We start from the raw sequence: 20,469 nt of genomic DNA on the forward strand, positions 1-20,469 counted from the left end.
TGTTTCGATGAATTTGTCTGAAAGCTTCAATGCTCGAATTTATACTCTCTTTGATTGCTGCCGTTCTCGGTGAACTTCTTGTCGCGTGGTTGCTCCGTTTGGTTCTGGGTAACACAGCTGAGAATCTGTCCATTCGAAAAGGCAATGCCCAGAAAATCGAACTCAGTTTCTGGGTTATGTTTTTTTGCCTGATCGTTGGGGCGGCGTTCACGATTTTGGCGACCTACGTGTGGTGGAGTGCTGGCGCGCCAGTGGCTTTGGTTGGGGGCGAGTTGTTTGTGTTGGTTTCCGTGGGAAGTCTCTGGGGTATCGTGAACCGACAGTTTGTCTGTTGGGACGAGGAAGGGCTTTGGGGAAACGGGACCCGTCGTTTCGGTTTGCTGGGTCGCCACGTGAATTTTCTGCGGTGGGACCAGCTTCAAGAGGTGGGTAGCACCATATCCGGCTACGATTTTGTTGAGGCGCAAGACGGGCGGCGCGTCTATTGGTCAAAATATTACAATGGACACCGGGATTGGGGCGAGACGCTGTATGAACGTTGCCCCTACCTCTTCGAATAGTACGCGAATCCCTTGCTTTATTGGCTGAAAGCGCCTATACGCGCGCCAGTCTATGGGACCATCAGACGTCACAAGACAGTACGGGCAGGGTCGAAGGAGAGCTTCGGCCCTGATTTGTTTGTTTCCCGGCCTGTCGCGTCTGCGCTGATTTCAAAGACTGAAACGAAACCAAGACCGGTGGAGACAACCGCCTGGCCCGCATAAACGTTTGAAAAGGAAATTGAGACCACATGGCTCAGAACGTATCTATGGAGGATTTCGAAGCCCTCCTGAATGAAAGCTTCGAAATTGACACCCCGGCCGAGGGCTCGGTTGTCAAAGGCAAAGTGATCGCCATCGAGGCAGGTCAGGCCATCATCGACGTCGGCTACAAAATGGAAGGCCGCGTTGATCTGAAAGAATTCGCAAACCCCGGTGAAGCTCCGACCGTTGCCGTTGGCGACGAGGTTGAAGTGTTCCTCGACCGCGTCGAGAACGCCCGTGGCGAAGCTGTCATCTCGCGTGACAAAGCCCGCCGCGAAGAAGCCTGGGACCGTCTGGAAAAAGCCTATGCTTCCGAAGAGCGCGTCGAAGGCGCCATCTTTGGCCGCGTCAAAGGCGGCTTCACCGTCGATCTCGGCGGCGCCGTGGCCTTCCTGCCCGGCTCGCAGGTTGACGTGCGCCCGGTGCGTGACGCTGGCCCGCTCATGGGTCTCAAGCAGCCGTTCCAGATCCTCAAGATGGACCGTCGTCGTGGCAACATCGTTGTGTCGCGCCGTGCGATCCTCGAAGAGTCCCGTGCGGAACAGCGCGCCGAAGTCATCGGCAACCTCACCGAAGGTCAGGCTGTCGAAGGTGTGGTCAAGAACATCACCGAATACGGTGCCTTTGTGGACCTCGGCGGTGTCGACGGCCTGCTGCACGTCACCGACATGGCATGGCGCCGTGTGAACCACCCGTCCGAGATCCTCTCCATCGGCGAGACGATCAACGTTCAGGTGATCAAGATCAACAAAGAGACCCACCGTATCTCCCTCGGCATGAAACAGCTGCAGGACGATCCGTGGAACGCTGTTGAAGCCAAGTACCCGCTGGAATCCGTGCACACCGGCCGCGTGACCAACATCACCGACTACGGTGCGTTCGTCGAGCTGGAGCCGGGCGTCGAAGGCCTGGTGCACGTCTCCGAGATGTCCTGGACCAAGAAAAACGTCCACCCGGGCAAAATCGTCTCCACCTCGCAGGAAGTGGAAGTCATGGTGCTCGAGATCGACACCGCGAAACGTCGCGTGTCGCTGGGTCTCAAACAGACCATGCGCAACCCGTGGGAGCTCTTTGCCGAGACCCATCCGGAAGGCACCGTTGTCGAAGGCGAAGTCAAGAACATCACCGAATTCGGTCTGTTCGTCGGCCTGCCGGGCGACATCGACGGCATGGTTCACCTCTCCGACCTGTCCTGGGAAGAGCGTGGCGAAGACGCCATCCAGAACTACCGCAAGGGCGACATGGTCAAGGCCGTTGTCACCGAAGTGGACGTGGACAAAGAGCGTATCTCGCTCTCCATCAAAGCTCTGGACGACAGCTTCTCCGGTGCGGTTGAAGGCGTGAAACGCGGCTCGATCATCACCGTGACCGTCACCGCGATCGAAGATGGCGGCGTCGAAGTCGAGTATGAAGGCGCGAAATCCTTCATCCGTCGCTCCGACCTGTCGCGTGACCGTGCCGAGCAGCGCCCCGAGCGCTTCCAGGTCGGCGATCACGTCGATGTGCGCGTGACCAATGTCGATCAGAAAACCCGTCGTCTGGGTCTGTCGATCAAAGCCCGCGAGATCGCCGAAGAGAAAGAAGCCGTCGAACAGTACGGTTCCTCCGACTCCGGTGCGTCGCTCGGCGACATCCTCGGCGCGGCTCTGAAGTCCGGCGACGAGTAATCGCAGTCACGACTAGAATTGGGAAAGGCCCTGCGGCAACGCGGGGCCTTTTTCGTTGGTGTGAAGATCTTTGGCGTCGCGCGGGGCTTGCGCGCGGGCGCTCCGCTGAGACGGGGAGGCTTTGGGGGGCTTTGACGCCACCGGAATGTACGCGCTCTCGGTGCCGGGTCTCGATATGGCATGTCGCGCAGCTTTGACTCAATGCGGCCCGGTTCTCTGGAACTGCGCCGCTTTCGCGTCATGCAATATTGACCCAAACCGGACCTCTGGCGCGATCCAAACGAGGGTCGGCAAAGCGGGATGGAGCGGACTTTCGAACGAAGCGCAACCGCCCGGAACAGCAACGCAGTTGCCCGGGCGTGCGCCGGACCGTCCCGGCGGTCAGGCGCATTGGGTGTCGCGTACAACGATCTGATCCTTTTCGGAGTTGGCTGGCATAAAGTATAACGTTCAAAAGTAGCAGCGCCTGCCCACGGTCCGGCGCACGCCCTCGTGACGGATGTCCCCAAAGAGCTCGTTCCGGTCGTTCGCTGCGATCTGCGCGAAGGTCGATTTCGTCTGTTGTTCAACAATCGGGGCCGGATATCGGCGCCGAGATTCGGGACAGGGGGCCTGTCCTATTCACCGATTGGCCGCGCTGATTTCGGGATTTTCGCAAACGGCGCCTTAATTTTCGGCATTCGATCGTGGTTAAGGCTGGGAAACGCCCACAATCCCCCAAATTGATCAGGATCAAGGTTTTGCGTCGGGCCGCCATGGTCTGTTTTCCGCGGGATGTCAAAATACGCATAGACCGGAGGCTGTCATGACCAAGTTTGGGGACTACGACACGCATGCGGATCTCGTGGATCGCATGAGTGAAACACTGGGGCTGGATCTCGCCGAGATGGTGCAGCGCGGTGAGGGACCAAGCGAGGAAGAGAGCCGCCGACGGGTCTATCGCTGTCTGGGCTGTACGGATCCGGAAGCCTGCGTGCATTTCCTCGACGATCATCTCGGCGCCGGCACCAAAGCCGAGGTCGCCCCGGCCTATTGTCGCAACAAGCTGACGCTCGAACGTCTGGCCGCCGGATGAGCGGCACAATGGTGGCAGAGAGAAAAGAGACGGAGAAAACCATGACGACAGATACGCTTCTTCCGCCGGGCAGCGCCTGCCTGATGCACGGTATGGCCGAACGGCTCGGGGCCGATGTGGTCCGGGCCGCCAATTCCGGCGAGATTTCTCAGGGCGAGTTGGCCGAGATGGAGACCCGTTGTGGCCAGTGCAGCAAGCATGACGCGTGCATCCTCTGGCTGATGGACCATCAGGGGCCGCAGGAGGCCACGCCGGACTATTGCCTGAACACGCAGGAATTGAACTACGTTCGGGCGGTCCAGGCCGAGCTGATCGCAAGCTGACGCCACGCCCTGCGTCGGAGATGAAAATGCGTCAGAAATGAAAAGGACCCCGCCGGGGTCCTTTCGTGTTTCCGATCTTCCTAGCCGGTGCGGTGGCGCTCAATTGCGCAGCGCGGCGCCCTGACCCTGACCGCCGAGCCCGGAGCCATCCGCCGCCAGTGCGGAAAAGGCCTGCATCTGTGCCCGGACATTGGTGCCGACCAGATCTTCGATCGTTTTGTCGACCTTGGCGCCGCTATAGCCGGCCGCCAAGAGCCGGGTCACCAGATCCTCCGCCGTGGTGTCGAAAATCGGTCCGAGCGTGGTCAGATCCTCATCGGCGAATTTCGAAAAGGCGGCGAATTGCGGCGGTCCGCCCCGCGCCGGGGTCTGATCCGGCACCAGATAGGCGCCGACGGTCAGCACCACGCCCAGAACGATGATCGCAATGGCCAGCGGGCGTTTGAAATAGGTCTTGAAGGCGCGCCAGTTCAACACGACGTGCAGGACAATCACCACCATCATCGCGAGGCCGATGATCTCATGCAGCCAACGCCCCGCCGAGGTGATGAAATGGAAATACCAAAGCACACCCGTAACGCCGACAATGGTGAAGGTCGCGATGGTCAATGGGGTTGCGAATTTACGTAATGTGGACATGGCCGGCCTCTTTCAAACGATACATGTGTCTAGAACGAGCCGGCCCGCGGTTTCCGTCGCGCTTTGATGTCTCTTGCATCACTCCCCGGCCTCGCTCATCCTGACTTGACCCGAGACACGAGGAGGCGTGATGACGGACAAGCTGATCGACAAGCTCACATACACCGGCAAGCGTCTGGTCAAACGCACGGACTGGAGCCTTCAGGGGCTCAAATATGCCTGGCGTTCCGAACACTCCTTTCGCACCTGGGTCTGGGCCAATCTTGTATCCGCCGGGCTGGTGCTTGTCCTTGATCTGAGCCCCGGGGAGCGCGGATTGATCCTGGCGCTGGGGCTTCTGATATTGGCGGCCGAACTGTTGAACACGGCGATCGAGGATGCGGTGGATTACATCTCGGACAAGGACCACCCGCTGGCCAAGAGCGCCAAGGATGCGGGCTCGGCGGCGGTGACCGTGACGGCGATTGCGGCGGGCGTGGCCTGGCTGGTGATCCTGATCGGCTGAGCCTATAACGCCCGCATGCAGATCTATGACGGCATCATATCCGACCGTGGCTCGAAATACGCGGTCTCCGGCGGGGCCTGCGTCAGCGAGGCGGAGGCGAAAGCCTTCGTGAAGGAGCTGTGCCGCAAGAAGAAATTCGCGAAAGCGACCCATAACACATGGGGCGTGATCCTGCCGGATGGCACGCTGCTCAAGAATGACGATGGCGAAAGCGGCGCCGGCATGGTGATCCTGCGCATGCTGGAGCGCGACGGCATCACCGGCCAGATCGTCGTGGTCACCCGCTGGTATGGCGGCAAGCATCTGGGCGGCGACCGCTTCCGCCATGTGCAGGACGCGGTGCGCTATTACCTCGAACGGCTGTGAGCCGCTCAGCCTGGCTCAGTGTTTCTCCACCGTTTCCACCGGCCCGCCATGCATTTTCCAGGCACTGAACCCGCCGCCGATATGGGCGACATTGGTGAACCCCATGTCGAGACAGGTCTTGGTCGAGAGCGCCGAGCGCCAGGCCGAGGCACAGTAGAAGAGGAATTTCTTGTCCTCGCCAAACACCGGTTTGTAATAGGGGCTTTCCGGGTCGATCCAGAACTCGAGCATGCCGCGCGGACAGTGGAACGCCCCGGGGATGCGCCCCTCGCGTTCCAATTCCCGGCGGTCGCGCAGGTCGACGAATTGAATCCCGTCGTTCTGCACCAGCCGGATCGCCGCCTGTGCCGGAATGGTCTCGACCACCTCATGTGCGGCGGCCAGAAGGTCTTTGTAATTCTTCAGCATGGTCTACTCCTCTTGCGCGCAACTCTGCGCAACTGCGCGGCGCGAGGTCAAGGGGCGAGCGGGTCGAAACCCTTGCCAAATGCGCGTGCCGCATGACAAGCTCACAGGCAGGAGGAGATATGGGAGAAGATCAATCCAGGGCGTATACCGCGCTGACGGATGCCGAAATTACGGCATTCGCACATCTTTATCGCGGCGAGGTCTATCGCTCGACGCTCTGGCGCACCCGGCTCGACACGACGACGAACTGGGCGGTGGTCACACTGGGCGTCGCGCTCTCGATCACCTTTGCCACCCCCAATGCCTCGCCGCTGCCCTTGCTGCTGGTTGGCGTCCTGATCATCTTTTTCCTGATGCTGGAAGCGCGCCGCTATCGCTATTTCAACGTCTGGCGGGCGCGTTGTCGCTGGATGGAAACGCATTTCTTCGTCCCCATGCTCGACCGCGAGGCGATCACCTGCGAGACCGACTGGCAAAAGGTGCTGGCGAAAGATTACCTGCACCCGGCCTACCATGTGCCGCTGCGCATCGCCATCGGCCGCCGCATCCGCCGCAATTATGTCTGGGTGCTGCTGATCCAGACCATGGCCTATCTCGGCAAACTCATGGTGCACCCGACGCCGCTCACCTCGATCGAAGACCTCTACGCCCGCGCCGCCATCGGTCCGGTGCACGGCGGCTGGCTCCTGGCCCTGGGCGCGCTTTATCTGGGCAGCTGGGCCGTGATCGCGCTCGTGAGCTGGCAAGACGACAAACGCCGCGCGGCGAAGCGCGGCAGTGGTTCGAGCGGGATGGGGTGAGGACCGTATAGAAAACAGTCTGGGAGACTGTTTGAACGTGCGAACGCGCGAAGTGAAACGAAGCGCCGGGCAGCTTCTGAGGAGAAAGTGCCTACGCATAGGATTTTGCGGTCTCACTGATTTCGTCGGCATATTGGTAGATGTCTTCTAGTGAGACGAGGTCGACTTTCCTCTCGTCTTTGTCGGGATTGAAAAGGCCAAGGACATTCTTTGACTTTGCGTTGAAATAGAAGCGGCACAAGGGTTTTCGATTGTTGTCATCTACAAAGACGCTGCAATAGCTCTTCGCATCACGGATAGTGACACGCTCCGTCGAAATTGCTTTTGCCGCGATGGCTTTGACCATCATGAAGGCTTCTTTTTCCTCGTCGGTTGTGACGATGTCGGATTTAGGTTCCTCTTGATCCGAACCGCTTTCCATTTTTTGAGCCTCAGATTTCGGTCTGAACGCAATGTCGAGACGATCCTGAATGCGATCCCTGACGATGATTTCGATTGCGGATTGAATGGCGGGGCGAATTTGCTCGACAACATTTTTCGTCAGCATGCCATCATGAATTTTCCGCCCAATCAATTTGGCGAACTCATCGTCCGGCTCATCCAATTGCGCCTTTAAATACTGAGCGGCAGCTTGGGAGTATTTCAGAGCAGATGCCGCCTCCAAGATGCTCTCAATCGAGAATACGTCCTTTTGGAAGCGGCTCAGTTCTTCGATCTCATTTTCATCGTGTTTTTGCAGGTTGAATTTGAAGAAGGGCTTTTTGTCCATTTTGTTAGGGGCGTCGATGTCGGAGAAAAACCATGCTTCCCTACCGTTGGTCAGGATCGCGAGGTTGGCTTCTGTGACGCCGAAATAGCGATAAAGTTGATTGTACTGAGTATTTCCAAGCGAAGAAGTGATAGGTTTCACTTCAATTAGAATTTTCGTTTCGCCTTTGATTTTAAGAGCGAAGTCAACCTTTTCACCCTTTTTGGTGCCGACATCAGACACATATTCAGGGATGACCTCATCGAGATTGAAAGGATCAAATCCGAGAGACTGGATGAACGGTAGAATAACAGAAGTCTTGGTTGCCTCTTCGGTGAGAGCTTTCTCGCTGGCGATCTTAGACCGCTTTGCAAGCTCTTTGATCTGCTCTTTGAATTCCATTCCCAAATCTCCCAAATGAATTGGAAGCATTAAGGCCAAGAAGATTGGTCGAATCAACTATTTCGAGATCGCTCGGCGCTCCGAGCCTTCGGTTCTCCGCGCGCAAACGCGGAAAATCAGTCCCCCGGACTGATTTTCAGACGCGTTTGCCCCACAAATCATACTCCCCGGCCTCATCGACCTCGACCGTCACCAGATCCCCGACGCTCAACCCTTCCGTCCCCTCATCGATGAACAGGTTGCCGTCGATCTCCGGTGCATCCGCCTTGGTGCGACAGGTGGCGATGCCGTCTTCGTCGATATCGTCGACGATGACTTGTTGCACGCTGCCCACCTTGGCGGCGAGTTTGGCTTCGGAAATTGCCTGGGCCTTTTCCATGAACCGTTCCCAGCGGTCTTGTTTCACCTCGTCGGGCACGTGATCGGGGAGCGCATTGGAGCGGGCGCCGGCGACGTTTTCGTATTGGAAACAGCCGACGCGGTCGAGTTGCGCCTCGTCCATCCAGTCCAGCAGGTATTGGAATTCTGCCTCCGTCTCGCCGGGATAGCCGACGATGAAGGTGGAGCGCAGGGTGATCTCGGGGCAGATGTCGCGCCAGGCGGCAATCTCGTCCAGCACCTTTGCCGAGGCGGCAGGGCGCGCCATGCGCTTGAGCACATCCGGGTGGCCGTGCTGGAACGGGATGTCCAGATACGGCAGGACGGCGTTGGAGGTGTCGGCCATCAGCGGGATCAACTCGCGCACATGCGGATAGGGGTAGACGTAATGCAGACGCACCCAGAGCTCGTCGGCGCTGCCCAGCTGGCCGAGTTCACGCGCCAGATCGGTGATATGGCTCCGCACCTCGCGCTCTTTCCACGGATGGGTGTCGTAACGGCGGTCCAGCCCGTAGGCCGACGTGTCCTGCGAAATCACCAGAAGTTCGCGCACACCGGCCTCGACCAGCTTTTCCGCCTCGCGCAGCACCGCGTGCACCGGGCGCGAGGCAAGTTTTCCGCGCATATCCGGGATGATGCAGAATTTGCAGGCGTGGTTGCAGCCCTCGGAAATCTTGAGATAGCTGAAATGCCGGGGCGTCAGGCTCACGCCGGTGGCGGGCAAGAGGTCGATGAAGGGATCGGGCGCGGGCGGCACCGCGCCATGCACCGCGTCGAGAACCTGTTCGTATTGATGCGGGCCGGTCACGGCCAAGACTTTCGGATGCACCCCGGTGATATACTCGGGCTCGGCCCCCAGACAGCCGGTGACAATGACCTTGCCATTCTCATTGAGGGCCTCGCCGATCGCCTCGAGGCTTTCGGCCTTGGCACTGTCGAGAAAGCCGCAGGTGTTGACGATCACCGCATCGGCGCCGGCGTAATCCGCGCCGATCTGATAGCCCTCGGCCCTCAGCCTTGTGAGGATGCGTTCGCTGTCGACCAGCGCTTTCGGACAGCCAAGCGAGACCATGCCGATGGTCGGCTGGCCGTCACGTGGTTTCGCGTCAAAATGCGCTTTCGGCGCGAGGTCGGGGCGGAGGTTCGGCGGGTTCTGACTCATGTCCGGCGTATACTCCGAAAGCCCGCTCCACGGGAAGCCCTGTTGCGTTGCGGCATGGTTTGCGCTGCTTTGCGGCGGAAAATTTTGTCGTTTCTGCGCAAATATTCGCATAAATTGATGGAGATCACAGACGTGTGATCCTTAAAAAATTAGCACAAACCCGCGGGGCGCGGGTTCGGGCGCGTTCCCGACGTCAGGAGGAGGGCGTTGGCACCACCCGGAATTTAATGGAGGAACTACATGTTCTCGAAAGGACAAACCCGTTTTGCGGGACCGATCATCCTATGCCTGACTGCAGGCACATTGCCACAAATGGCCTCCGCCACCGAAGGCTATTTTGCGCTCGGCTACAGCCCGGCCGCGCGCGGTGTCGCGGGCGCCGGTGTCGCCTATTCCCAGGACGCCATGTCCGGCGCCATCAACCCGGCTGCGGTTGCGACCGTCGGTCGGGAGCTGAACCTCGGCTTCCAGGCCTTCTCGCCGTCGCGCGGCTATACCGGGACTTCGACGGGCTTTGTGCCCTCGGGCGAAGTGTCTTCGGGCAAGGAGTTCTTCCCGGTGCCCAATGCCGCCTATAACCTGCCGCTGTCGAACGGCGCGGTGGTGAACTTTGCCGCCTATGGCAACGGTGGCATGAACACCAGTTATGGCAATGTCGCCAACCCCAATTGTGGTGGCGGCAGCGGTGTCTTCTGTGCCGGAGAAGCCGGCGTCGATCTGACCCAGCTTTTCCTCTCGGTGACCTATGCGCAGAAGATGGGGCGGTTTTCCTTCGGGATCGCACCAACACTGGCGGTCCAGGCCTTTGAGGCCAAAGGGCTCGGCGCCTTTGCTGCGGCGTCGGTCGATGCCACGGCGCTCACCGACAATGGGCTCGATTATTCGACCGGTGTCGGCCTCCGGGTCGGGATGCAATATGAGCTCTCCGATCAGCTGACCCTGGGTCTCGCGGCGCAGACCAAGTTCAACATGTCGGAATTCGACGATTATGCGGGTCTGTTTGAAGGCGGCGGCGATTTCGATATCCCCGCCTCCGTCACTGTCGGTCTGGCCTATCAGCCGCAAAGCAACCTGGCGCTGCTGCTCGATTATCAGAAGATCTTCTATTCCGATGTGCCCGCCGTGGCGAATTCCATGTCCGCCGGTGCGCTGGGCGCCGATGGCGGGGCTGGTTTCGGTTGGGACGATGTCGAGGTGATCCGTCTCGGCGCCGAATGGAAGTCTTCCGAGCTGATGACCTGGCGCGTCGGCTATGCCCATACGTCCAACCCGGTCGGCGCGGATGATGTGACCTTCGGCATTCTCGCCCCGGGGGTGGTGGAGGACCACTATGCCTTTGGTGGTTCGCGCCAGATCAACGCCCGCGACCGGATCGATTTCTCGATCTCCTATGTGCCTGAGAACACGGTGTCCGGCCCGGAGATGACATTGTCCGGTCCGACGGGCGGCGATGTCGAGCTCAATATGAGCCAGATCTCGGCCTCGATCGGCTGGACCCGTACCTTCTGAGCCCGCACAATTGCGTGACTTTCTCTCGCCCCCTGCACAGTCTCTGTGCGGGGGGCGATGATGTTCGGGCCGGGGACATCGGGTAATTTGGGCCAAAGCTCACTCAGACAGGCCCCACGATGTTCAACACAGCCACCCGTTACGGCGCGATTGCGCGTTTCTTTCACTGGACCATCGCGCTTCTGCTCCTGACCGATCTGGTGCTCGGCCTGATTGGTGAGAACACGCCGCGCAATGCCGAGACCGCGGGACAGTTGCAAACGCTTTACTCGGTGCACAAGACCATCGGCGTCTCTGTGTTGTTCCTGGCCGTGCTGCGGGTGATCTGGGCGCTGGTCCAGCCGAGGCCCGTGCCGGTGCATCCGGAGCGCAAGGCCGAGACGATCCTGGCCGAGACCATCCATTGGGCGCTCTATGGTGCGATCTTTGTCATGCCGCTGTCGGGCTGGGTGATCCATTCGGCGGAGAGCGGCTTTGCCCCGATCCTCTGGCCTTTTGGCCAGAACCTGCCTTTCGTGCCCAAATCCGACGAGATCGCCCATATGGCCGGTGCGGTACACGGGCTCTCGGCGCTGGTGATCTATGCCGCCGTGGCGCTGCATGTGGCGGGGGCGCTGAAACATGCGATCATCGACCGCGACGGGGTTCTGGCGCGCATGCTCTCGGGGGCCGAGGCCGGGACGCCGGAGCGTCACCGCTTTGCCGCTCTGCCGCCGCTTGCCGCTTTGGTGCTCTGGGGCGGTGTTCTGGCTTTTCCCTTTGTCGTGCCTCTGCCTGAAGGACCGGAAGCGATGGCGACCGCTGCCATGGAAACGCCGGTGGCGGAACTTGCCGCAGAACTGTCCGGCTGGATCGTGCAGGACGGCAGCCTGTCGATTTCTGTGAAACAGATGGGCGCGCCGGTCACCGGTTCCTTCGCCAACTGGACTGCGGCGATCGCCTATGACGAGGCCAGCGGCGTGGGTGAGGTTTCGGTCACCATCGACACGACATCGCTGACGCTCGGTTCGGTGACGCAACAGGCGCTTGGCGCAGAGTTCTTCAATGCCGAGGCCTATAAGACCGCGACTTTCGACGGGGAGATTTCGCGCCTCGATGGTGCCAGACATCAGGCGGTCGGAACCCTGACGCTCGTCGGTCAGACCGTGCCGGTGACGCTCGATTTCGATCTCACCATTGACGGCGAGACGGCGACCATGTCCGGAGGCACGACATTGGATCGACGCGATTTCGGCATGGGCGCGGGCTATGGAGACGAGGCCACGGTGGGGTTCGCGGTCGAAGTGGCGACGGAACTGACGGCGCAGCGGGCTGGCGACTAAGCAGACCCTTGGGATCAGGCCGTTCGGTTTGGAGCGAGGCGCATTTGCGGCGCACGCGCCGACGGGCTGACTGTGGGTTTCTGCCTGTACGTTTTCTGCCTGTGCGTTTCCTGCGCGTTTCGTGTTGCCAACCGGGCTTGGAGGGCCGCCGCTCCGGTGGCGCGAAACCGGTTCGGGGCCGGGACCGGCCGGAATTGGTCCGGTGTTGCTCTCAGAGGTGTCGCTTTCCGACCCCTGAGCAAGCTTGCGAATCGTTTCCGATGCGGCGACGCAGCGTTGCGAAATGCACCATGAATCCCGGAGACGGGACACCCTGTAAGCGATTTTTGGACCAAAACTCAGCATATTACAGGCAAAAAACCCGCCGACGCGACATAACAGACGCTTTTCCGAAAACCGTTCGCGGCCTATAGTTACGGAGGAAGACGCGCGCAGATTGATGCGCTCCCAAGGGGGGGAAGCGCGTGTAACAGGGAACCATAACCGGGCGAGACCCGGGACGCCACGAAAGAGGGGGACTTCATGATCCGGTCAGAGTTGATCCAGAAGATCGCAGACGAAAACCCGCATCTCTACCAACGGGACGTCGAGCGGATCGTGAACACGATCTTCGAAGAAATCATCGAGGCGATGGCCCGTGGCGACCGGGTCGAGCTGCGTGGTTTCGGCGCATTTTCCGTCAAGAAACGCGATGCCCGCATGGGTCGCAATCCGCGCACCGGCGAGGCCGTCCCGGTCGAGGAAAAACATGTGCCCTTCTTCAAGACCGGCAAGCTGTTGCGGGACCGGTTGAACGAGGAGTAAAGTCCTTGGGCGACTCGGGGCCCCGATTGTGCGGTCGCCCCGAAGACGCTCGATGACGACATGAGGACGGGCTTTCCATGCGATATATCCGCTATGCTTTTCTGGCCGTGCTGGCCTTGGTGCTTGTGACCGTGGCTCTGGCCAACCGGGATACGGTGACGCTCAATCTTCTGCCCGGGGAACTGGCGGTGTTGAGCGGCGTGAGCCTGTCTCTGACCCTGCCGCTCTTCGTGGTCATCTTTGGCGCGATTATTGCCGGGCTGCTGATCGGTTTCGTCTGGGAATGGATGCGTGAGTACAAGCATCGCTCCGCCGCCTCCGTGCACAAGCGCGAAAAAGACAAGCTGGCGCGCGAGGTTGACAAGCTCAAGGTGGACAAGGCGAAAAACGAAGGCGACGAGGTTCTCGCGCTCTTGGAGAACTGAGCTCTCTCGGTTAGACCCGGTCCCATGGATACACGCGTGAAAATCTGCGGGCTGAAAACGCCCGAGGCTGTTGCGACTGCTGTCGAGGCGGGGGCGCAATATCTGGGTTTTGTCTTTTTCCCGAAATCCCCCCGTCATGTGGAAATCTCGACCGCCCGCGATCTGGCGCTCGATGTGCCCGTGGGCGTGGCCAAGGTGGCGTTGGTGGTCAACGCAACCGATGCCGAGCTGGACCGGATCACCGGTGAGGTGCCGCTCGACATGTTGCAGCTTCATGGCAAGGAAAGCCCGGAACGCGTGGTGGAGATCCGCAGCCGCTACGGCCTGCCGGTGATGAAGGCGGTTGGCGTGGCGACAGCGGAAGACGTCCCCGCGCTCGACGCCTATGGCATGGTTTGCGATCAGCTCCTGGTCGACGCGAAAGCGCCGAAAGGCGCGGCGCTGCCGGGGGGCAACGGGCTGGCCTTTGACTGGAGGCTGATTTCCAAACGCGGCTGGAACCGTCCCTGGATGCTGGCCGGCGGGCTGACGCCGGAAAATGTCGTGCTGGCGATCCAGATGACCGGCGCGAAACAGGTGGATGTCTCGTCGGGTGTCGAAAGCGCGCCGGGCGTCAAAGACCCCGTCAGAATCCGCGCTTTCATCGAGGCCATTCGCGCCGCCTGAGCGGGAACTTCGGTGATTTTTGGAACCGCACGCCGCCAGCCATGCTTTACCGGCCCGGCGGGCTGCGATACACCATGGCGAACGCGCAAAGGAGCATCGCGATGAACGATCTTTTCAACTCCTTCATGAACGGTCCCGATGAAAAGGGCCGGTTCGGCATTTTCGGCGGGCGTTTCGTGTCCGAGACCCTGATGCCGCTGATCCTCTCTTTGGAAGAGGAGTATAACAAGGCCAAGGACGATCCGGAGTTCTGGGCCGAGATGCGCGATCTCTGGAAACACTATGTCGGCCGTCCGAGCCCGCTCTATTTCGCCGAGAAAATGACCGAGGAGCTGGGCGGCGCGAAGATCTATCTGAAGCGCGAAGAGCTCAACCACACCGGCGCGCATAAGATCAACAATGTGTTGGGCCAGATCCTTCTGGCGCGGCGCATGGGCAAGACGCGGATCATTGCCGAGACCGGCGCCGGTCAGCACGGCGTGGCCACCGCCACCGTCTGTGCCAAATTCGGTCTCGAATGCATCGTCTACATGGGCGCCACCGATGTGGAGCGGCAGAAACCCAATGTGTTCCGCATGGAGCTTCTGGGCGCCAAGGTGGTGCCGGTGGAGAGCGGTCGTGGCACGCTCAAGGATGCGATGAACGACGCGTTGCGCGATTGGGTGACCAATGTGCGCGATACCTTCTATTGCATCGGCACGGTGGCCGGCCCGCACCCCTATCCGGCAATGGTGCGCGATTACCAAGCGATTATTGGGCAAGAGACCCGTTGGCAGCTTGCCGAGCAAGAGGGCGAGGGCCGTCTGCCCGATACGCTCGTGGCCGCCGTCGGCGGTGGCTCCAACGCCATGGGCCTGTTCCATCCTTTCCTCGATGACGAGAGCGTCAACATCATCGGGGTCGAGGCCGGTGGTCACGGGGTCGATGACCGCATGGAACATTGCGCCTCGCTGACCGGCGGGCGTCCGGGCGTGCTGCACGGCAACCGCACCTATCTCTTGCAGGACGAAGACGGACAGATCCTCGAAGGTCACTCGATCTCCGCCGGTCTTGATTATCCCGGCATCGGGCCGGAGCACAGCTGGCTGCACGACATCGGGCGGGCGAAATATGTCTCGATCACCGACAAGGAAGCGCTCGAAGCCTTCCAGTTCTGCTGTCGTACAGAGGGGATCATCCCGGCGCTCGAGTCGAGCCATGCGGTGGCCCATGTGATGAAGATCGCCGGTGACCTGCCGAAGGATCATATCATCGTCATCAACCTGTCGGGGCGTGGCGACAAGGACATCTTTACCGTCGCGCGCCACCTGGGTGCCGATCTCGCCGGTGACGAGGGGCGCGACGCGGAATAATCCGATTTTCCGAATGAAGTCAAAGAGTCGTCCCGAAAGGGGCGGCTCTTTTTCATCTATAACCTAAGTTTAGTCCGATCCGGCAGGGGATTAAAGTGGGGTGGTTGTCACTCCGGTTGGTAGCTTTCAGGGCGCAGGCTGGTCAGCCTTGAAGGGCGCCATGCGAGAGGAGCCATCGGGGCTGCTCCCAGGGTGACCTGACCTTGAAAGGACTGATACATGCGTAAATTTCTTCTGAGCTCCGCCCTCGTCGTGGCCCTCTCTCCCGTTGCCGCCACGGCGGAACTGTCGACCCAGGAGATCGTGGACATGTTCCCTGGGGCACAGCGTATCGAAATCAAACGCGGCATCCGCGCGACCCGTGTCGAAGTCTATATGAATGGTGAAAAGCTCGAGACGAGCTTTGACAATGAGACCAATGAGCAGACACGTCGCGAGACCCGCCGGCTGGGCAATGCCGAGCTGAGCGCGCTGGAGGAGATGAACGCCAGTGCCGAGGATGACCTGTCCGGGGATGACGACAGCCGTGATGAGGGCAGCAGCTATGATCACGAGAGCGACGACAGCAGCGACGACCGCGATCATGAGAGCGACGACGGCAGCGATCACGACAGCCGTGATGACAGCAGCGATCATGACAGCGGGGATCGGGATGGTGGTGATCGCGATGGTGGCGATCATGACAGCCACGATGACGAGAGCGACGACTGATCGCGCTCGGACCGCAGCCTTTGTCCCGTCCCGGGGCAAAGCGCGGCGGGTGCCGATGCTCCCGCGCAGGGCGAGTTTGCCGGACAGGGCGGCATCGGTGCCCAGTCGCCTTTAAACAAAAGTTTACAGGTCGAATGGGTCCCAGAATCTGGCGGCTCTATCCCGGAGGTTTATTCCCAGAGGGTTTGGTCCGGGCGTAATATTGATCTTGTCCACCCCTGTCCCGGCCAATGTCATGAAGATGCGGCACGGGAGATCGGGGGAAGCGCCGTTCAGGGCGCGTGAGCAGAAGTGGTGACAGGCTGAGCGACAGGCATGGCACGGAAAGACATGGCACGGAAAGACGCGGCAAAGGACGCTTTCTTCTCTTGTCTTCGCTGGCGCCGCTCGGGACTTTCCCACAGGGCGCAGCCCCGCTTCCGGCTTTGACGGTCATTGAGGCGGTCGAGGCCGCGGGCTGTCAGGTTCTGTCCTGCCGTCTGGAGGCCAACAGGCTGACGCTTCAACTGCTTGAGGAGGGCGCGCTTTGGGGGCTGGTCTGCGATCTCGGAGACGGGCGCCTCGACGAGGTGAGTTTTATGCATGCTGTCAGGGGGCTGAGCCATGTGCATGGGGTTGCCTTGTCTGCTGCGATCCGGGCGGCGGAGGCCGAGGGCTACGAAGTGCTTTCGGCGGTCCTGCGTTCGGGCGGGACGAGCAGCCTGATCGTGCGGAAATACGGGACAGAACGGGTCGAGCTGTTGTTCCGCCATGACAGCGGGCAGATTCTGTACGGTCCGGAGTTCTATGGATCAGAGCTTTACGGCCATGAGATAAACGAGAAGGTGGCCTGAAAGGCCCCTCTCAAGACATACGGTGTTCCGCCCGCAAATGTGCGGCATCCAGTGCACGTCCTATCCCCCCAAAATGTGCCGTGGATGATCCGGGAGACCGTCAGGTTGGGCCATGGCATATTTCGCCATGGTCCTCCTAAGTTTTGGCGCGCTGGACAGGGGCATGTCCAACCCGCTAGGAGAGGCGCGGACAGTCGTCCGGGCTGTGATCGGACTGGGACTTGTGTGACAGGGCTTGTGTGACAGGGCGTGAGGCGCCCATGCCGGCGCGTGAAGAGGAGATGGTCAAAATGAGATGGGTGCTTGCCGTCTTTTGGCTTTTCGCCGGGACGATTGCGGCCTCGGCCGATACGACCGAGGAGATGATCGCGCGACTTCAGGCGCAAGGCTACAGCGAGATCACCACATCGCGCACCTGGCTCGGACGGGTGCGCATCGTGGCGCAGAGGCAAAGGGCCATGCGCGAGATCATTCTCGATCCCCGCAATGGCGCCATCCTGCGGGATTACATTGCTGAGACGACGGAAATCCGGCGCGATCCGAGTGCCGGCAGGGCGGAAGATGCGCGGCCCGAACATGTCCCGCCCCCGCGCAATCACGACGGTGCGGAGGACCGGGACAACGCCGCCCCGGCGCCGGAGCGTCCCGAGCGCGGCGCGAGTGATTAAGACGAAGCGATTAAGACGACGCGATCAGGCCCGAACGATCAGGCCAGAAGGATCTGCGCAGGGCGAGTTCGGCGCGCGATATCACGCCGACGCAGGGCGATTTGTGAAGTTCCGGGATGCAGAGCCGCCGAAAACCGTTTTAAACCGATGTGGCAGAACAATTGGGCTCTGCCCGCAGGGAGCGGTCGGCCATGCGTCGGTTTACACTTGGGGTGCTGTTTCTGGTTCAGGCAGCCTCGGCAATCTTCTTTGTCTCCGGCATTCTCCTGTCGGTCTTCGGCATCTATGTGAAGCCGATCAAATGGGAATTTCGGGAGGCGATGGAAATCGCCGCGGCCTTCAGCCTTGTCTTCGGCATGATCTATGGCGGCCAGGCGCTTCTCCGGGCGCAACGCGAAGCCGGACAGGCGCAGGACCGGCTCAGACGGATTTCGCGCGAGTTTTCCGAACTGATCGGCGAACGTTTCGAGCTCTGGGGGCTGACAGAGGCCGAGCGCGATGTGGCGATCCTCACGATCAAGGGCATGTCCGGGGCAGAGATCGCTGCCGCGCGCGGTGTCTCTGCCGGCACGATCAAGGCACAGAGCAATGCGATCTATCGCAAGGCGGATGTCAGCGGGCGGTCCGGGCTGTTGAGCCTGTTCCTCGACGATCTGATGGATGAGGACATCATGGAACGTCTGCGCAAGGCGGACTGATCCGCATGCTATTGCGGATCGGACGCATGGGTGCGGAGCACCTCGAGCGGCACAATCTCGAGCGCCTTTTGATGGGTCGCCTGCAGCGACACATCGGGTGCACAGCCCTCGTCATGGGCCTGCAGGAACCGTCCGGCACAAAGACACCAGTGATCGCCGGGTTTCAGCCCGGCAAACCCGTATTCCGGGCGGGGTGTCGACAGATCATTGCCGACATATTTCGAATAGGCCAGGAACTCCGCCGTCATCACCGCGCAGACCGTGTGCGAACCGATATCCTCGGCGCAGGTGTTGCAGGCGCCGTCGCGGAAATAGCCTGTCAGCGGCGCGGTGGAGCAGGGGGCGAGCACGCCGCCCAACACGTTCAGGGAAGGGGCCTTTTCCATCACAGTCTCCTTCAAACACTATCCCCGCTCAGAAGACCGGTGATGTCCAGTCGATCCAGCGGCCGTGGAAATCGAACCGCCCGAGATCGTGTTGCCGGCCCTCGGGCCAGAGGGTGAGCACCAGCTTGGCGCCGGGCCCCTGACCGTCGGCCTCCATGGCGAGACGCGCCAGCGGCGCCTCCTCGGTCGCACGGGCTCCTGCCTCGGCCAGAAGCGCTTCTCCGCGTGCCTGTGCCGCTGCCGGGAAATATTGCCATGCCACGGTATGATAGACGAGATGGGCCTGTCCGGCAAAGTCCTGGGACAGGCGTTGTTCGAGCCAGTCGATTGCATCGGCCTGAACGACGTGCGGCGGATGGTCTGCGGCGATGTCGAGCGCGGCGGAGATGCGCTGGAACCGTGCTCGCTGATCCGGCCAGATAAAGGACAGGAGCCGCAAGCGCTCGGCCACCGGATCGCGGGGGCTCAGATCGACGCCCTGTCGATCCGTCACCCGAAACCCATGTGGCGCGGGGGCGGGGCTCCGCCACTCCGGCGTCAGCACCACGGCGCTGTCTGTGGGGCCGAAATCGCCATTTGAGGCCTTTAGGTGAAACCGGTCAAAATTCAGATTGAGCCCGGCGCTCGCCCCGAGTTCCGACAGCACGAGCGGCAGATCGAGGTGCGCGGCGAGTGCATCGGCCCCGAGGATCAGCGCGCTGGCACGGGCGACCTCGTTGGTCTGCGGCGCATCGTTCAGACGCTGGTCGAGATAGGCCTCGTGCCGGGCGATGGCGGCACAGGCGGCCTGCCAGAGGCGCTCCGGCTCCGGCAGCGGATGCGGCGGGTAGAGCGCGCCAAGATCCGCATCCACCCCTTCAAGCACCAACCCGTGCAGCGCGCCCGCGAGTCGCAAGGGGACGGAGGCGCCGTTGCTGGAGATATCGCCGGGCCATGTGGCAATGCGGGCGCCAATGGGGCCTGCGGGCAGGCCGAACCGGGCAAACCCTTCGAGAAGCATGGCGGTGAAAGGCGAGCCGAGGTTCTGGCAGGAGCGGACCTGCGCTTCGAACGCGTCTTGCCAGCTCATTGAAACTTGTCTCGCAGTCTTTCGAGCGGCGAGCGGCTGTCTTTCGCCGGCGTTTCGGGGGGCGTGGAAGCCTGTTTCGCGTCTGTCAGTTTCGCCTCGGCCTGCTTCGTCTCAGTCTGGGCCTTGGGGGCTTTCGTCCCCGTCGAGCTGCGCGGCGGCGCTGTGCGCAGCGCCACCGCATTGGCGAATTTCGCCGCCTCTCCCTCGGCCAGCGCGGGCGCACCATCGGAACAGCCACGGATCACATCGTCGAGCCAGTCCTGATCGGCCTTGGCGAAATCCGAGAGCACATAGGGCGCCACCCGGTCCTTGTGTCCGGGGTGGCCAATGCCGAGGCGCACCCGGTCATAGTCGGCGCCGATATGCTGATGGATCGAGCGCAGCCCGTTGTGCCCGGCATGCCCGCCGCCCGATTTCACCCGCACCTTGCCCGGCGCCAGATCCAGCTCGTCGTGGAACACCACCACGTCTTCGGGGGTGAGCTTGTAAAACCGCATCGCCTCACCGACCGCCTGGCCCGACAGGTTCATGAAGGTCACGGGTTTCAGCAGGATCACCTTTTCCCGACCGAGACGGCCCTCACAGAGCTGGCCCTGAAATTTGCCGCGCCAGGGCGCGAAGCTGTGATCATAGGCGATCCGGTCCAGCACCATGAAGCCGATATTGTGGCGGTTTTTCTCGTATTTTGCGCCCGGATTCCCGAGGCCGACAAACAAACGCATGGGCGGTCTCCTTTGCAGGAACACCTAG

General features: G+C 61.0%; 24 protein-coding genes. 17 read left to right on the forward strand and 7 right to left on the reverse strand.

Going from position 1 to position 20,469, the window contains the following annotated elements; all coding sequences use genetic code 11:
* The first annotated feature begins 29 nt into the window (after positions 1-29).
* From BM151_RS16555 to BM151_RS16570, 4 genes are all read left to right on the forward strand, one after another.
* On the forward strand, positions 30-560 hold the full coding sequence (locus BM151_RS16555) for a hypothetical protein (RefSeq protein ID WP_090061857.1): 531 nt from the start codon (positions 30-32) through the stop codon (positions 558-560).
* A 230-nt stretch (positions 561-790) separates the two neighbouring features.
* Positions 791-2,470, forward strand: a complete 1,680-nt coding sequence (gene rpsA, locus BM151_RS16560; protein WP_090061858.1) for a 30S ribosomal protein S1 — start codon at positions 791-793, stop codon at positions 2,468-2,470.
* Positions 2,471-3,275: 805 nt separating this feature from the next.
* Complete coding sequence (locus tag BM151_RS16565) at positions 3,276-3,545, forward strand: DUF6455 family protein (RefSeq protein WP_090061859.1); 270 nt, start codon at positions 3,276-3,278, stop codon at positions 3,543-3,545.
* A gap of 41 nt (positions 3,546-3,586) precedes the next feature.
* A complete protein-coding gene (locus tag BM151_RS16570; RefSeq protein WP_143093118.1) occupies positions 3,587-3,868 on the forward strand; it encodes a DUF6455 family protein in 282 nt (93 codons plus the stop codon).
* Between the two features lie 99 nt (positions 3,869-3,967).
* Here the strand turns inward: BM151_RS16570 and BM151_RS16575 are convergent, their stop codons facing one another.
* Positions 3,968-4,507 carry a DUF4405 domain-containing protein gene (locus BM151_RS16575; RefSeq protein WP_143093119.1) on the reverse strand — a complete coding sequence of 180 codons (540 nt, stop codon included), beginning with the start codon at positions 4,505-4,507 and terminating at the stop codon, positions 3,968-3,970.
* 130 nt (positions 4,508-4,637) lie between these two features.
* Between BM151_RS16575 and BM151_RS16580 the strand changes: the two genes are divergently transcribed.
* Complete coding sequence (locus BM151_RS16580) at positions 4,638-5,012, forward strand: diacylglycerol kinase (RefSeq protein ID WP_090061862.1); 375 nt, start codon at positions 4,638-4,640, stop codon at positions 5,010-5,012.
* A 15-nt stretch (positions 5,013-5,027) separates the two neighbouring features.
* Positions 5,028-5,378, forward strand: coding sequence for a YigZ family protein (locus BM151_RS16585; protein WP_090061863.1), 351 nt, complete (start codon positions 5,028-5,030; stop codon positions 5,376-5,378).
* A gap of 15 nt (positions 5,379-5,393) precedes the next feature.
* On the opposite strand, the gene BM151_RS16590 is transcribed toward BM151_RS16585, so the two are convergent.
* Positions 5,394-5,786, reverse strand: coding sequence for a rhodanese-like domain-containing protein (locus tag BM151_RS16590; RefSeq protein ID WP_090061864.1), 393 nt, complete (start codon positions 5,784-5,786; stop codon positions 5,394-5,396).
* Positions 5,787-5,905: 119 nt separating this feature from the next.
* On the opposite strand from BM151_RS16590, the gene BM151_RS16595 reads away from it, so the two are divergent.
* A complete protein-coding gene (locus BM151_RS16595; RefSeq protein ID WP_090061865.1) occupies positions 5,906-6,586 on the forward strand; it encodes a DUF2270 domain-containing protein in 681 nt (226 codons plus the stop codon).
* Positions 6,587-6,677: 91 nt separating this feature from the next.
* On the opposite strand, the gene BM151_RS16600 is transcribed toward BM151_RS16595, so the two are convergent.
* Entirely contained in the window at positions 6,678-7,736 is a 1,059-nt protein-coding gene (locus BM151_RS16600; protein ID WP_090061866.1) for a type I restriction enzyme HsdR N-terminal domain-containing protein, read from the reverse strand.
* 136 nt (positions 7,737-7,872) lie between these two features.
* Positions 7,873-9,276 carry a 30S ribosomal protein S12 methylthiotransferase RimO gene (gene rimO, locus BM151_RS16605; RefSeq protein WP_090061867.1) on the reverse strand — a complete coding sequence of 468 codons (1,404 nt, stop codon included), beginning with the start codon at positions 9,274-9,276 and terminating at the stop codon, positions 7,873-7,875.
* A gap of 240 nt (positions 9,277-9,516) precedes the next feature.
* Here rimO and BM151_RS16610 point away from each other — a divergent pair, with 240 nt between their 5' ends.
* From BM151_RS16610 to BM151_RS16655, 10 genes are all read left to right on the forward strand, one after another.
* The gene (locus tag BM151_RS16610) at positions 9,517-10,785 is read left to right on the forward strand and encodes an OmpP1/FadL family transporter (protein WP_090061868.1); all 1,269 of its coding nucleotides are present in this window, start codon (positions 9,517-9,519) and stop codon (positions 10,783-10,785) included.
* Positions 10,786-10,904: 119 nt separating this feature from the next.
* A complete protein-coding gene (locus tag BM151_RS16615) occupies positions 10,905-12,107 on the forward strand; it encodes a cytochrome b/b6 domain-containing protein (protein ID WP_090061869.1) in 1,203 nt (400 codons plus the stop codon).
* Positions 12,108-12,629: 522 nt separating this feature from the next.
* Positions 12,630-12,911 (forward strand): integration host factor subunit beta, encoded by a 282-nt coding sequence (gene ihfB, locus BM151_RS16620; protein WP_090061870.1) that lies wholly within the window; start codon positions 12,630-12,632, stop codon positions 12,909-12,911.
* 77 nt (positions 12,912-12,988) lie between these two features.
* Complete coding sequence (locus BM151_RS16625) at positions 12,989-13,336, forward strand: LapA family protein (RefSeq protein WP_090061871.1); 348 nt, start codon at positions 12,989-12,991, stop codon at positions 13,334-13,336.
* Positions 13,337-13,360: 24 nt separating this feature from the next.
* Positions 13,361-14,002, forward strand: a complete 642-nt coding sequence (locus BM151_RS16630; RefSeq protein ID WP_090061872.1) for a phosphoribosylanthranilate isomerase — start codon at positions 13,361-13,363, stop codon at positions 14,000-14,002.
* Positions 14,003-14,103: 101 nt separating this feature from the next.
* A complete protein-coding gene (trpB, locus tag BM151_RS16635; protein WP_090061996.1) occupies positions 14,104-15,354 on the forward strand; it encodes a tryptophan synthase subunit beta in 1,251 nt (416 codons plus the stop codon).
* 219 nt (positions 15,355-15,573) lie between these two features.
* On the forward strand, positions 15,574-16,065 hold the full coding sequence (locus tag BM151_RS16640; RefSeq protein ID WP_090061873.1) for a hypothetical protein: 492 nt from the start codon (positions 15,574-15,576) through the stop codon (positions 16,063-16,065).
* A 368-nt stretch (positions 16,066-16,433) separates the two neighbouring features.
* Entirely contained in the window at positions 16,434-16,898 is a 465-nt protein-coding gene (locus BM151_RS16645) for a hypothetical protein (protein ID WP_090061874.1), read from the forward strand.
* A 290-nt stretch (positions 16,899-17,188) separates the two neighbouring features.
* Positions 17,189-17,566: a hypothetical protein gene (locus BM151_RS16650; RefSeq protein WP_143093120.1), complete on the forward strand. Its 378-nt coding sequence runs from the start codon at positions 17,189-17,191 to the stop codon at positions 17,564-17,566.
* Positions 17,567-17,757: 191 nt separating this feature from the next.
* Positions 17,758-18,264, forward strand: coding sequence for a helix-turn-helix transcriptional regulator (locus tag BM151_RS16655; protein ID WP_090061876.1), 507 nt, complete (start codon positions 17,758-17,760; stop codon positions 18,262-18,264).
* 8 nt (positions 18,265-18,272) lie between these two features.
* Here the strand turns inward: BM151_RS16655 and BM151_RS16660 are convergent, their stop codons facing one another.
* The 3 genes from BM151_RS16660 to pth are packed head-to-tail and all read right to left on the reverse strand — an operon-like array spanning position 18,273 to position 20,441.
* Complete coding sequence (locus tag BM151_RS16660) at positions 18,273-18,650, reverse strand: DUF2237 family protein (RefSeq protein ID WP_090061877.1); 378 nt, start codon at positions 18,648-18,650, stop codon at positions 18,273-18,275.
* 28 nt (positions 18,651-18,678) lie between these two features.
* Positions 18,679-19,719 carry a DUF2332 domain-containing protein gene (locus tag BM151_RS16665; RefSeq protein ID WP_090061878.1) on the reverse strand — a complete coding sequence of 347 codons (1,041 nt, stop codon included), beginning with the start codon at positions 19,717-19,719 and terminating at the stop codon, positions 18,679-18,681.
* A complete protein-coding gene (gene pth, locus BM151_RS16670) occupies positions 19,716-20,441 on the reverse strand; it encodes an aminoacyl-tRNA hydrolase (protein ID WP_090061879.1) in 726 nt (241 codons plus the stop codon). Before pth ends, BM151_RS16665 begins: the two co-directional genes overlap by 4 nt.
* Positions 20,442-20,469 lie beyond the last annotated feature (28 nt).

Source organism: Celeribacter neptunius, assembly GCF_900113955.1.
Lineage (GTDB): Bacteria > Pseudomonadota > Alphaproteobacteria > Rhodobacterales > Rhodobacteraceae > Celeribacter > Celeribacter neptunius.

What these genes read in the sequence shown, in the direction of transcription:
- BM151_RS16555 (WP_090061857.1), top strand. Translation starts at nt 30, where the DNA reads ATGCTCGAATTTATACTCTCTTTGATTGCTGCCGTTCTCGGTGAACTT.
- rpsA (WP_090061858.1), top strand. Translation starts at nt 791, where the DNA reads ATGGCTCAGAACGTATCTATGGAGGATTTCGAAGCCCTCCTGAATGAA.
- BM151_RS16565 (WP_090061859.1), top strand. Translation starts at nt 3,276, where the DNA reads ATGACCAAGTTTGGGGACTACGACACGCATGCGGATCTCGTGGATCGC.
- BM151_RS16570 (WP_143093118.1), top strand. Translation starts at nt 3,587, where the DNA reads ATGACGACAGATACGCTTCTTCCGCCGGGCAGCGCCTGCCTGATGCAC.
- BM151_RS16575 (WP_143093119.1), bottom strand. Translation starts at nt 4,507, where the DNA reads ATGTCCACATTACGTAAATTCGCAACCCCATTGACCATCGCGACCTTC.
- BM151_RS16580 (WP_090061862.1), top strand. Translation starts at nt 4,638, where the DNA reads ATGACGGACAAGCTGATCGACAAGCTCACATACACCGGCAAGCGTCTG.
- BM151_RS16585 (WP_090061863.1), top strand. Translation starts at nt 5,028, where the DNA reads ATGCAGATCTATGACGGCATCATATCCGACCGTGGCTCGAAATACGCG.
- BM151_RS16590 (WP_090061864.1), bottom strand. Translation starts at nt 5,786, where the DNA reads ATGCTGAAGAATTACAAAGACCTTCTGGCCGCCGCACATGAGGTGGTC.
- BM151_RS16595 (WP_090061865.1), top strand. Translation starts at nt 5,906, where the DNA reads ATGGGAGAAGATCAATCCAGGGCGTATACCGCGCTGACGGATGCCGAA.
- BM151_RS16600 (WP_090061866.1), bottom strand. Translation starts at nt 7,736, where the DNA reads ATGGAATTCAAAGAGCAGATCAAAGAGCTTGCAAAGCGGTCTAAGATC.
- rimO (WP_090061867.1), bottom strand. Translation starts at nt 9,276, where the DNA reads ATGAGTCAGAACCCGCCGAACCTCCGCCCCGACCTCGCGCCGAAAGCG.
- BM151_RS16610 (WP_090061868.1), top strand. Translation starts at nt 9,517, where the DNA reads ATGTTCTCGAAAGGACAAACCCGTTTTGCGGGACCGATCATCCTATGC.
- BM151_RS16615 (WP_090061869.1), top strand. Translation starts at nt 10,905, where the DNA reads ATGTTCAACACAGCCACCCGTTACGGCGCGATTGCGCGTTTCTTTCAC.
- ihfB (WP_090061870.1), top strand. Translation starts at nt 12,630, where the DNA reads ATGATCCGGTCAGAGTTGATCCAGAAGATCGCAGACGAAAACCCGCAT.
- BM151_RS16625 (WP_090061871.1), top strand. Translation starts at nt 12,989, where the DNA reads ATGCGATATATCCGCTATGCTTTTCTGGCCGTGCTGGCCTTGGTGCTT.
- BM151_RS16630 (WP_090061872.1), top strand. Translation starts at nt 13,361, where the DNA reads ATGGATACACGCGTGAAAATCTGCGGGCTGAAAACGCCCGAGGCTGTT.
- trpB (WP_090061996.1), top strand. Translation starts at nt 14,104, where the DNA reads ATGAACGATCTTTTCAACTCCTTCATGAACGGTCCCGATGAAAAGGGC.
- BM151_RS16640 (WP_090061873.1), top strand. Translation starts at nt 15,574, where the DNA reads ATGCGTAAATTTCTTCTGAGCTCCGCCCTCGTCGTGGCCCTCTCTCCC.
- BM151_RS16650 (WP_143093120.1), top strand. Translation starts at nt 17,189, where the DNA reads ATGAGATGGGTGCTTGCCGTCTTTTGGCTTTTCGCCGGGACGATTGCG.
- BM151_RS16655 (WP_090061876.1), top strand. Translation starts at nt 17,758, where the DNA reads ATGCGTCGGTTTACACTTGGGGTGCTGTTTCTGGTTCAGGCAGCCTCG.
- BM151_RS16660 (WP_090061877.1), bottom strand. Translation starts at nt 18,650, where the DNA reads ATGGAAAAGGCCCCTTCCCTGAACGTGTTGGGCGGCGTGCTCGCCCCC.
- BM151_RS16665 (WP_090061878.1), bottom strand. Translation starts at nt 19,719, where the DNA reads ATGAGCTGGCAAGACGCGTTCGAAGCGCAGGTCCGCTCCTGCCAGAAC.
- pth (WP_090061879.1), bottom strand. Translation starts at nt 20,441, where the DNA reads ATGCGTTTGTTTGTCGGCCTCGGGAATCCGGGCGCAAAATACGAGAAA.